Source organism: Paenibacillus ihuae (assembly GCF_001368795.1).
GTDB lineage: Bacteria > Bacillota > Bacilli > Paenibacillales > Paenibacillaceae > Paenibacillus_AQ > Paenibacillus_AQ ihuae.
The window spans coordinates 1,250,273-1,262,025 of record NZ_LN831198.1 but is presented as its reverse complement, the minus strand read 5'-3'; the positions used below and the strand labels follow the sequence as shown (position 1 = coordinate 1,262,025).

General features: G+C 51.5%; 9 protein-coding genes. 6 read left to right on the top strand and 3 right to left on the bottom strand.

The annotated features are described in order from the left end of the window. The first annotated feature begins 183 nt into the window (after positions 1-183). The 4 genes from AQR02_RS05520 to AQR02_RS05505 all read left to right on the top strand — a co-directional run bounded on the left by AQR02_RS05520 (position 184) and on the right by AQR02_RS05505 (position 4,699). Complete coding sequence (locus AQR02_RS05520) at positions 184-885, top strand: response regulator transcription factor (protein WP_054939719.1); 702 nt, start codon at positions 184-186, stop codon at positions 883-885. Continuing rightward, the gene (locus tag AQR02_RS05515) at positions 882-1,868 is read left to right on the top strand and encodes a sensor histidine kinase (RefSeq protein WP_054939718.1); all 987 of its coding nucleotides are present in this window, start codon (positions 882-884) and stop codon (positions 1,866-1,868) included. Before AQR02_RS05520 ends, AQR02_RS05515 begins: the two co-directional genes overlap by 4 nt. A gap of 146 nt (positions 1,869-2,014) precedes the next feature. Continuing rightward, on the top strand, positions 2,015-2,788 hold the full coding sequence (locus tag AQR02_RS05510) for an ABC transporter ATP-binding protein (protein ID WP_054939717.1): 774 nt from the start codon (positions 2,015-2,017) through the stop codon (positions 2,786-2,788). 24 nt (positions 2,789-2,812) lie between these two features. Next, positions 2,813-4,699, top strand: coding sequence for an FtsX-like permease family protein (locus tag AQR02_RS05505; protein ID WP_054939716.1), 1,887 nt, complete (start codon positions 2,813-2,815; stop codon positions 4,697-4,699). A gap of 44 nt (positions 4,700-4,743) precedes the next feature. On the opposite strand, the gene AQR02_RS05500 is transcribed toward AQR02_RS05505, so the two are convergent. Then, the gene (locus AQR02_RS05500; protein WP_054939715.1) at positions 4,744-5,703 is read right to left on the bottom strand and encodes an alpha/beta fold hydrolase; all 960 of its coding nucleotides are present in this window, start codon (positions 5,701-5,703) and stop codon (positions 4,744-4,746) included. A gap of 639 nt (positions 5,704-6,342) precedes the next feature. Then, complete coding sequence (locus tag AQR02_RS05495; RefSeq protein WP_054939714.1) at positions 6,343-7,236, bottom strand: AraC family transcriptional regulator; 894 nt, start codon at positions 7,234-7,236, stop codon at positions 6,343-6,345. Positions 7,237-7,461: 225 nt separating this feature from the next. Between AQR02_RS05495 and AQR02_RS05490 the strand changes: the two genes are divergently transcribed. Beyond that, complete coding sequence (locus AQR02_RS05490; protein ID WP_054939713.1) at positions 7,462-8,196, top strand: hypothetical protein; 735 nt, start codon at positions 7,462-7,464, stop codon at positions 8,194-8,196. 108 nt (positions 8,197-8,304) lie between these two features. Here AQR02_RS05490 and AQR02_RS05485 read toward each other — a convergent pair whose 3' ends face one another. Further along, positions 8,305-10,200, bottom strand: a complete 1,896-nt coding sequence (locus AQR02_RS05485) for a PrkA family serine protein kinase (protein ID WP_054939712.1) — start codon at positions 10,198-10,200, stop codon at positions 8,305-8,307. Between the two features lie 174 nt (positions 10,201-10,374). Between AQR02_RS05485 and AQR02_RS05480 the strand changes: the two genes are divergently transcribed. Beyond that, complete coding sequence (locus tag AQR02_RS05480; RefSeq protein ID WP_054939711.1) at positions 10,375-11,199, top strand: DUF2161 family putative PD-(D/E)XK-type phosphodiesterase; 825 nt, start codon at positions 10,375-10,377, stop codon at positions 11,197-11,199. Positions 11,200-11,753: the final 554 nt, after the last annotated feature.

The window sequence follows — 11,753 nt, the reverse complement described above, 5'->3', positions numbered from 1 at the left end:
CCTGTGGGATGAGAGGACCTGTAAAATGGTATCTCATCAGCTTGAAAGAGTGCCGCTTAAGGTTATAATTGTTTACAGCTGAACCTAAGCCAGCCTATTCAAACCATAGAAACTCAGTAAGTTCCAATCGCTCCTCGGAGACGGCATGCTGGTGTTTTTTCAAATCAGAAAAGGAGCCAATCTATGTCTAGTATCCTGATTGTAGAAGACGATCTTAAGCTGGCGCAGCTGCTTCAATCCTATGTGGAGAAATACGGGTATCGGGCTGAAGCAGTCCAGGAATTCGACCGGGTTATGGAGGTGTTCCAGGGCATTCGTCCGGATCTCGTGCTGCTGGACGTCAATCTGCCCCGTTACGACGGCTATTACTGGTGCAGGCAAATCCGAACGGTCTCCACCTGCCCGATTCTGTTCATCTCCGCCCGTGACGGCAAGATGGAGCAGGTCATGGCGCTGGAGAACGGGGCGGACGATTATATCGCCAAGCCCTTCGATTATGAAGTGGTCATGGCCAAGATCAAGAGCCAGCTTCGCCGTGCTTACGGCTCCTACGCCCTGGGCAAGAGGGAACGGACCGTGGAATGCACAGGACTCGTGTTGTATCCCGAAAGGCTTGAGCTGACCTTATCCGGCAAGACCGTAGATCTCAGTCATAAAGAATCCTTGCTGATCGAAACACTGATGGAAAACAGCTCCAAGGTGGTTAGCCGCGACTATCTTCTGGACAAGCTGTGGAACAGTCAACAGGTAGTTGATGACAACACGCTTAATGTCAATATCACGCGTATCCGCAAAAAATTATCCGAGCTCGGCGTTGAAGAAGCGCTGGAAACCGTGCGGGGAGCCGGATATAGACTGCGGCCTTTGTGGAGGGATGAGCCATGAGGCTATTTTGGAGAGAGCAGGCTCCGTTAATCTTTATGTATGCCGGACAGCTTCTGCTGACTGTTTATATGTGCCGCTTATCCGGTTTCCGGAATACCTTGGATCTTGCGTACATCTGCATCGTAAATACGGCCTTATTCGCGTTTTACCTGATATACCGTTATATCCGCCATTACCGGTTTTACCGGAGGCTGACTCGTCCGCTCCTGTCCATTGACGAATCGGCCGAATTTGTCGGGAACGCACCGCTCGCGGATGCACTTGGGCATTTGCTCCAGGGGAAGTATCGTCTGTATCAGAATGATATCCAACAATACCGTAAAAAGCTGAACGATCACATCACCTTTATCAATCAGTGGGTGCACCAGATGAAAACCCCGCTATCCGTTATGCACCTTGCGGTTCAGAATGAAACCGCCCCCTTCTTTGACAGTATTCGAGAGGAAATAGACAAGCTGAAGAAGGGGCTTGACACGGTGCTGTATACCTCACGTTTGGATGCGTTCGAACAGGATTTCGTGGCGGAGCCGGTTCATCTTCATCAGCTGGTCGGGAAAGTGGTGGCTGAACACAAAAATTTATTTATCCGCAATAAGGTCTTCCCGGAAATCCAGGTGGATGACCGGCTGATGGTCATGTCTGATGACAAGTGGCTTGCATTCGCACTCGGGCAATTAATCACCAATGCGGTGCGGTATTCGGCAGGAATAAGCAGCCGTATCCTGATTAGCTCTGATGTGCGCGGACAGCAAGCCGCTCTTGAGATTCGGGACAACGGCGCGGGAATCCCGAAACAAGATATCAAGCGAGTGTTCGATGCCTATTTTACAGGGGAAAACGGAAGACAGTTCGGCGAATCCACCGGCATGGGTCTCTACTTGGTTCGGGAAATCGCCTCGCGGCTAGATCATCATGTCGAAATTGAATCCGAGCAGGGACAAGGGACAGCAGTACGTATATGGATGGGGATCACGCATGTTTAAGCTTCATGAACATGCTTTTTTTATTACAGCATTGTAAGGTTTGTTTAAGAATAATCGATGGGATATCGGCCTAAGGAGCAGTTATGATTATACGGAGAGCCATGGAAATTCGAAATTCCGACCGTATGAAAGGAAGAATACCTGAAATGGATATGTTAATCGTGCGCAATCTGGAAAAAGTTTATGATGGCAGCATTGCGTATAGGGCGATGAGCGATATGAATCTGGTTGTCGGCAAAGGCGAATTTGTCGGCATTATGGGCCCTTCAGGCAGCGGAAAAACAACCCTGCTGAACGTAGTATCCACAATCGACACGCCTACCTCCGGGGAAGTGTTGATTAATGGAGAAAATCCACACTTGTTATCCAAACACGATCTGGCCCTGTTCCGCAGACGGAAGCTGGGCTTTGTCTTTCAGGATTTCAATTTGCTGGATACGCTGACCATCGGGGAAAATATCATCCTCCCTCTTACGCTGGACGGGAAAAGTGTGAAAGAGATGGATGCCAAGCTTCATCCGGTAGCCGAAAAACTGGGCATCACCGAAATTCTGAATAAACGAACCTATGAAGTGTCGGGAGGGCAACGGCAGAGGGCCACCATTGCAAGGGCCATCATTCATTCCCCTTCACTGCTGCTGGCCGATGAGCCGACGGGAAATCTCGATTCCAAATCTTCACGGGATGTCATGGAAATGATGGAGGCTATCAACCATACCGATCAAACGACCATGCTGCTGGTCACCCATGACGCTCTCGCCGCCAGCTACTGCCACCGGGTCGTATTCATCAAGGACGGCCGGCTCTATAATGAATTTTACAGGGGAGACAACCGCCAGGCCTTCTTCCAGCAGATTATCGATATGCTTTCGCTAATGGGAGGGAACACACATGAGCTTTCACCGCTTCGTGTCCATTAAGAGGAGTTACGGGAGGGGCAATAAATGACGTTGCGACAATTTGCCCTCCGGAATGTTAGCGGGAACAAATGGACATATGCCGCTTTTTTTCTAAGCAGCACGTTTTCGGTGATGATCTTTTTCATGTATGCTGTTTTTATTTTTCACCCCGCCATTAAAAATTCCGGTTTCAACGGGTCGGCGGCTCAGGCAATGACGGTTGCGGAATATATCGTATATGTGTTCTCCATCTTCTTCGTACTCTATTCAGGCAGTGCCTTCCTGAAATCCCGCAAACGGGAATTCGGAGTGCTCATCATGCACGGCATGACTTATAATCAGCTGCGACAGATCGTCTTTATCGAAAACATGGTGATCAGTTTCGGTTCCATTGTGGCTGGTCTTGCCGCCGGCATGCTGTTCGCCAAGCTATTCATGATGATTGGAGCCGATGTGATGCACATGAGCCCGCTCCCATACTACATGCCTGGCACAGCCATTCTGCTCACTCTTTCCGCATTCGTGCTGTTGTTTCTCGTCATCTCCGCGTTCACAGCTGTGTTCGTACGGGCCAGCAAGCCGATCGATCTGCTGAAAAGCAACGCCAAACCGAAGCCTGAGCCTAAATCATCCGTTTTTCTTTCAATTACAGCGTTCTGCCTTCTTCTTGGCGGATATATCATATCGTTCCAGGTTAAAGGTCCCACGGTCGTTTTCGCTCTATTACCGGTCACGGTCCTAACCATCATCGGCACTTACTTTTTGTACACACAATTAAGCGTGTTTGCGATTCGCAGGTTAAGAAGCAACCGCTCTGTCTTTTTGCGCAAAACGAATGTGCTCGTTCTGTCTGACATGGCTTACCGCATGAAGGACAACGCCCGGATGTTCTTTCTCGTGACGATCGTTACGACAGTTGCCATTTGCGCTATGGGCGGTTTGATGGGATTTCTGGAAACCATCCACAAACAAATCACGGCTGCGTACCCGTTCGCCTATAATTACATCCAAACCAGCGGTGATGCCGGGCAGGCAGCCTATCACACGAAAATAATCGAACAAGTGCTCAAAAAACGGGGAGTTCGTTATGATAAATGGTCCGTCCATGTAGCGAGCTTCGATTCGATAAATGGACCCTCCCTGACCTTCATCAACCTATCCGAGTATAACAAGCTTGCAAAAGCCTTGGATTACCCGGTACTGTCGCTGCAGGGAAATGAAGCCGCAACTATCTGGACCACGAAAAACCGGCCGTTACCGGAGCACGAGTGGTCAGTGAAGGGAACATCCATCACATTCAACCTGAAACAAACCGTCGGAAAGGCGGTCACGCCTCCCATGGCCGATGAACCGCTGTTGATCGTTGCGGACCGGATGTATGACTCCTTGGGCAATCCGAAAAAAGAACAGCTTCTCATCGCTTACGATACGGACAGCGCCGATTCAACAGCGGACACAGGTGAGGCCATCGCCGGTCAGCTCGGATCTGCAGAACCCTCCGGTTTTTGGTTCGCATCCCCTGCCTATTTGGAGCAACAAATGAAGCGGACCTATAATCTGTTGCTTTTCGTCGGGTTGTTTGTCAGTTGCTTATTTTTTGTTGCAACGGGAAGCTTTCTATATTTCCGGCTGTTTACCGACCTGAATGATGACAAGCAGAAGTACCGTTCCCTATCGAAGCTCGGGCTGACCGTCAAGGAGCTTGAGAAGGTGGCAACTTTACAGATCGCGTTGTTGTTTTTCGTACCGCTCGCGGTCGCGCTCATTCACAGCTCGGTTGCGCTCTATGCTCTGCATAACCTGTTCCATTCGCCGGTGGTTCATTCGGCTATTACGGTCAGCATCGTTTTCCTTGCCGCACAAATCCTGTATTTTCTGCTGATCCGTGCCCGTTATTTAGAGCATTTGAAACACTCAGCGGGCTTTAACTGATTGCCCCAATTTCTGCAAGATCCGCCGAATATCAATCTATGAAGCTACTCTTCCAGGAAAAACTGCATGACACGGTCGGCACTGCCGGGAAGCCATTCATGTCCAAAATCCGGATAGACGACCAGCTGCTTCGGTGAAATGATTTTGTTATACGCTGCGAACTGGGTGGAAGGTGGACAGATGGTATCCATCAGGCCGGTAAAAAATAAAACTTCCCCTTGGATACGGGGGGCCAAATACTGCAGATCGATATAACCCAGCTTCTCAAAAATCTCATCCTCACGTTCATGAAGCGGATCGAACTTACGGAAAAACGTATTCAGCTCCAGATAGGCATCCTTATCCAGATCCATCTCCCAAACGCGTTTGTAATCGCATAGGAACGGAAATGTGGGTGCTAGCTTTTTTACCCGGGGCTCAAGTGCTGCACAGGCAATCGTAAGCGCGCCTCCTTGGGATCCACCCGTTGCATATACACGCTGCGGATCAACCCCCGGCAGGCCAAAAGCAATTCTGGCTAACTGGACGGTATCCAGATAAATATGGCGGAACAGCAGGTTGTCCGGATGATCATCCAATCCGCGGATAATATGACCATTATGGGTGTTGCCCTTCACGCCTCCTGTATCCTCCGAAGAACCGCCCTGCCCCCGGCAGTCGAGCGCCAAGACCGAGAAGCCTAGCGATGCATACGCCAGCTTGTCCTGCCAGTCACCGGAGTCACCGGTGTATCCGTGGAATTGCAGAATCGCCGGCTGCGGCGTGTCCACCTTTTTGGGGCGAATGTATTTGGCATGAATGCGAGCACCCCGCACTCCCGTAAAGTAGAGATCAAAGCATTCCGCCTGCGGGGTCTGAAAAGCGCTTGGAATCAGCTCAAAATTGGCCTCTACAGCTTCAAGCTCTTCCAACGCCCGCTCCCAGTAAGCATCAAAATCTGCCGGCCGCGGATTCCTTCCCTCATACTTCTTCAACTGTTCAAGCGGCATATCAATTAACGGCATGTACAAACATTCCTTTCCGGCACAGGTTATTTTCCTAATTATTTCCTAACCCATTATAGTGCCAGCCGGGAATGATTGGTATTAGATGATCTTACGAATGTCATTTGAAATAGGAATAATACAAGGCAAATACTGCCCAGGTGAGCGTAACGGAGGGAATTTTGGAACTGTAGGAGCGGTAGCGTCCGCCTTTAAGGTTGGATTTCCACCGCTGCACAGCGGTTCAATGAAGAAATCCAGGCTTAACAGCGGCCGGAAGTCCAAACATTCCCGCAGTGAAGCTTATACACCCGGCAGTATTTGCTACCTACATGCTGCAATAGGCCCGCCAGCACGGTTACGTGCGCTGCGGGCCCAACTACGGCTGCCACCCCAAGCGGCCGGTAAATAGGAATAATACAAGGCAAATACTGCCCAGGTGAGCGTAACGGAGGGAATTTTGGAACTGTAGGAGCGATAGCGTCCGCCTGAAAGCTTTCCGTAGGAAAGCTCGCATCGGAAGCATAGGCTAAGGTTGGATTTCCACCGCTGCACAGCGGTTCAATGAAGAAATCCAACCTTAACAGCGGCCGGAAGTCCAAACATTCCGCAGTGAAGCTTATACACCCGGTCAACATTTGCAGAGGCGCAGTTAAAGTCCTATTTTTCCGCCCGCACCCTCACCGGAATATAAATCTCCATCACCGTATCCACGCGCGAATGGCAGCGTTCATCGTAGAATTCAAAATTCAGCTTGCCCTCGTCGTAGACATAACCGCTGTCCTTAAACCACTCTTCAAAAATGTACTTCCAGGTGCTCTTGATCACCTGCACAAAATCTTCCTGCTTCGAAACCCCCGAGGTATCTACTGGCGGCGTGGTGAACACCGCATATTCGGCCTCCGGCACTTCAGCTGTCAGCATATCCGGCGTGACCTTGGATAAATCGTCCACGATCACACCCAGCAGGTAAGTGGCATTGCCGCTGTCAAAAGACGGAACACACAGCCCCACTTCGCCATGCCTCGGGGGATTGAGAATGTCGTACATTTTCGACTCCAGATTCTCGCCTTCATAATGGATCCAGAAGGACGCAATATCCTTCGTATAATTGCCTCCGGCCACATTCGTTTCAATACCGTAGCCTGCGACCTTAAAGGCCGGCTTACTCACCATTACAGGATTCATGATATAACCTCCGATTTCAAACTTTGGGACATCTTGAAGATAACCGGCCATCCGCGCCGCATATTGTGAGGGAGGGTAACCATACGCTTTGCGGAATGCCTTCGTAAACCCGCCATGAGTCTCGAAACCATAATCCAGCGCAATATCGGTCACGCTCCGCCCTCTAAACAAATCCACCGCCGCCAAAGACAGCTTCCGGCTTCGCACGTATTCCATCACTGACATCTCCCTGCACAGGCTGAACAGACGGCAAAAATGATACGGCGAATATCCGGCCACCGCGGCAATTTGCCCTGCAGTCAGATTTTCCTTAATATTCTCCTCAATATATTCAATGCATCTCTCTATATCCTTACTGTAATTCACTGAGCAACCCAGCCTTTCCCGTACGGTAATTTTATTATAGCAACTGTATTGCGGGAGAACTGTTCCTGTTTTGCTATATATCAGTTACCGTGCATTCCCGGTCCTAAGAGCTTTCACACTCCTTTTATCAGCTAAAAGGATGTCCCTGCTGAAAACAAGGTATCATTTCATGCCCATGATGAATAGGCTAATTTAAACCTATTGATAACAATGGAGGAATCTTGGATGACCCTTGAGAACGAAAATCCGGTCTCGTCAAATTACCGGTACAGCTATATCCGGACTGCCAGTCAGGAATCTTTTCCCTATGCCCACTACTATCATCACTACCGCTCAGACAGCAGCCCGGCAGATCTGCCGGCAGCAGACCATTCCGGCACAACCGCCAAACAGCTGGCCGACGGGTATTTAAATGCAAGCGCAGGCAGCGGGCAGGGGATCCACCTGAAAACCGGCGGCGAAGTCGGAGGCAAGCATGGCTTAGGCCTGAATACAGGCGGACATGTAGCAAAAGACGGCGCGGAGCTCTACGCGAATGGGCATCTGGGCGGCGCCTCCTATGGAATTCAAGCACAGGGCAACGCCCATCTCGACACGCAAAAAGGGCTTGGAATCGATACGGGAGCTGCGGCCTTCGGCAAATACGGAGTTGCTGCACAGGCTAAAACACAGATCGGCGGTGGTCAGGGGGCTGGTTTTCATACCGGGGCCAATGTGGGAGGAGCGTACGGACTGCAAGCTGATGCGGAAGGTCACTTGGGTATCAGCCAAGGTGCAGGCTTCAATGCCGGACTGCAGCTCGGCGGTCAGAATGGACTCGGAGCCCAGGCACAGGCACAGCTCGGAGGGGGTCAGGGCGCAGGCCTTGGAGTTACCGGACAATTAGGCAGCTATACCGGCGGCCTGGGGTTCACCGTCGGCGGATCTAAGGAGAAGGATTCCAGCCACGGGGAGGAATAACGCACTCACTCATTGAACACTGCATCAATAAAGGGAATATCTCAAAGCCAGAAACAGCGGCTTCGCGATATTCCCTTTTTTTAAAAACCTGGGTTATCTATCATTAGACTAGCGGTTCAGCAGACTTCCGACATATTTCAGCAGCTCATTGGCGCAGATCGGGCAGTAGTTGTGATCATCGATCAGGCGTCTACTCACCTCATTGATGCGTTTGAGCTGGCTTTCATCCGGCGTTTTGGAGGAGGTAGTGATCTTGACAATATCCTTCAGATCGGTGAACAGCTTTTTCTCAATCGCCTCACGCAGCCGGTCGTGGTTGTTGTATTCGAACTTTTTGCCTTTGCGGGAGTAAGCTGAAATGCGGATCAGGATTTCTTCGCGGAACGCCTTTTTGGCATTTTCGGAAATTCCGATCTGCTCTTCAATCGAGCGCATCAGCCGCTCATCCGGCTCCATCTCCTCATCGGTCAGCGGATCGCGGATTTTACTCCAGTTGCAGAACGCTTCAATGTTGTCGAGATAGTTCTCAAACAGCGTTTTGGCCGATTCCTCAAAAGAGTAGACGAAGGCCTTCTGCACTTCGCTTTTGGCCAGAATATCATATTCCTTGCGGGCGATGGAAATAAAGTTCAGGTACCGCTCTCGTTCCTCCTTCGTGATCGAAGGATGCTGATCCAGCCCGTCTTTAATGGCCCTCAGCACATCCAGCGCGTTCATGCACTGCAGGTCGCCTTTGATCAGGGCACTGGAAATCCGGTTGATGACATAGCGCGGGTCAATACCGGACATGCCTTCATCCAGGTATTCCGACTGCATTTCCTTCAGATCGGCTTCCTTGTAGCCTTCTACCTCTTCCCCGTCGTACATCCGCAGCTTTTTGATCAGGTCCATGCCCTGCTTTTTGCTCTCCTTGAGGCGGGTAAGAATCGAGAAAATCGCCGCTGCGCGCAGCGCATGAGGGGCAATATGCACATGCTTCATGTCGCTTTGGGCGATCAGCTTGGCGTAGATTTTTTCCTCCTCCGACACTCTAAGGTTGTAAGGCACCGGCATGACGATCATACGGGACTGGAGCGCCTCATTCTTTTTGTTGGAGATGAAGGATTTGTACTCCGTTTCATTCGTATGGGCGATGATCATTTCATCTGCCGAAATGAGTGCGAACCGGCCCGCCTTGAAGTTGCCTTCCTGGGTCAGTGAGAGCAGGTTCCAGAGGAACTTCTCATCGCACTTCAGCATTTCCTGGAACTCCATCACCCCGCGGTTGGCCTTGTTCAGCTCCCCGTCGAAGCGATAGGCGCGCGGATCGGATTCCGAGCCGTATTCAGTAATGGTCGAAAAGTCGATGCTGCCGGTAAGATCGGCGATATCCTGCGACTTCGGATCAGACGGACTGAAGGTCCCGATACCGACGCGCTCTTCTTCCGACAGAATCACCCGCACGACTTTAACCTGTTCAATGTCGCCGCGGTATTCATTTTTGAGCCGCATTTGGCAGGAGGGGCACAGATTGCCCTCAATGCGTACCCCGAGTTCGCGTTCAATCTCCGGGCGCAGCTCCAGCGGAATCAGGTGCAGCGGATCTTCATGCATCGGGCAGCCCTCAATCGCATACACCGCTCCTGCATCCGTCCGCGAATATTGCTCCAGACCCCGTTTCAGCAGAGTAACCAGTGTCGATTTACCGCCGCTGACCGGTCCCATGAGCAGCAGTATCCGTTTGCGGACGTCGAGACGGCGGGCGGCAGAATGGAAATACTCTTCCACCAGCTTCTCCACCGCACGGTCGAGCCCAAAAATTTCCTGTTCAAAAAACTTATACCGTTTGCGTCCGTTGATGTCTTCTACACCGTGTGACTTGATCATGTCGTATACGCGGGAATGAGCCGTTTTAGCGGGAGAGGGGTCTTTTTTCAATAGTTCTATATAGTCCTTGAAGGTGCCGCTCCACGCCAAACGGTCGTTCTCAGCCCGATACGAAGCTATACGCTCAAAAATATCCATTGCTCGCTGCCTCCTCTTGCGCTCCTACTTGCTCGATTGGCTTTAAAAGTGTATTACATACCTATGCGGCGAGCCCGGAATAGTTGACCTCTTTTTTGCTGTGCTATAATAGAGAATCATTAAAAAAACTAGAACTTCACATATAATGTTAAATTAGGCGCAGGAGTGAATACGATGGCGGTAAAACATGAAACGGAGCTTTATGCTCCTTTGAAGGCATTTTTTGAGCGGCAGGGCTATTCGATCAAGGGCGAGGTACGGACCTGCGATCTGGTCGGCCTGCGGGAGGGGGAGGAGCTGCCGCTTATTGTCGAGATGAAAAAAACGTTCAATCTCGCCCTGCTGCTGCAGGGGGTTGAACGTCTGCGCCTCAGCCCCAACGTCTACCTCGCCGTGGAACGCGTCCGCGACAAAAAAGGCGCGGTGAACCAGCGCTGGGGCGAGCTCAGCGGGCTGTGCCGCCGCCTCGGCCTCGGGCTGATCACCATCGTCTTCTACAAGACGAAGGCCCCGCTGGTCGAGGTGCTCGCGGAGCCGGGCGACGCGCCGCCTCAGGTCCGCAGCGGCGCGCGGCGGCGCGAGAAGCTGCTCTATGAGTTCCGCGAGCGCAGCGGGGACTACAACACCGGCGGCAGCACGCGCGTCAAGCTCGTGACGGCCTACCGCGAGAAGGCGCTGCGCGTGGCGCTCGCGCTGCAGGCCGCCGAGGCCGATGCTGCGCTCGGCCTCTTGGATGGGCGCGCTAAGCGGAGCCGCGCGCCTAAGGCAGGCGCAGCGGCGCCTGCAGAGGGCCCGGCGGCTGCGCCCAGCCAGGCCGGCATTACGCCCGCCGAGCTGCGCCGGCGGAGCGGTGTGCCCGGCGCTGCGGCGATGCTGCAGCGCAACTACTACGGCTGGTTCACCCGGGTGAACCGCGGCCGGTACACGCTTACGCCGGCGGGCACGGCGGCGCTGCTGGAATATGCTGCGATCGCCGAGGTCAGCGCGGGCAAGCACTAAAAGCTCAGCAAAAGCAATCGTAACAGCAACATCCATCAGTAACATTGGCAATAACAGCACCTAAGCAATATCTACCCACCGTGATCATCAGAAAATTTGCACTAGCTTTCATTTTCTCCAAATAAAAAGCAAGCCCTCATCTAACCAAGGGCTTGCTAGGCTAAGCAATCAATCTGCAGCGGATTCACTTCAAGTTCATGCTAGCTGTCCGTTTTTTGAGTTCTACTGTATTTCGCACAACAGAATCCAGCTTAATGAAGGAGAAATTCGATTCTATTGTATTTTGTGCAATTAAATTCCACAAATCCAGCCCTCATCTGCGGTTTTCCAGAAATCTGGTGCACAAAGTGCAATAGAAACAATTTGTTAAGCTGGAAGTGACGAATCTGTTGCACAAAATACAGCAGACAGGAGTCGCCAAAGCCAGCCATGTCATTTTACAGATAGGCATTTACGAATTGCCTCTTACGGATTGCCTCTCACGAATTGCCTCTCACAGATTACCTTCACCGTATCGCCTTTCTCTATATTTCTTTACCTTCATATTCGTCTTC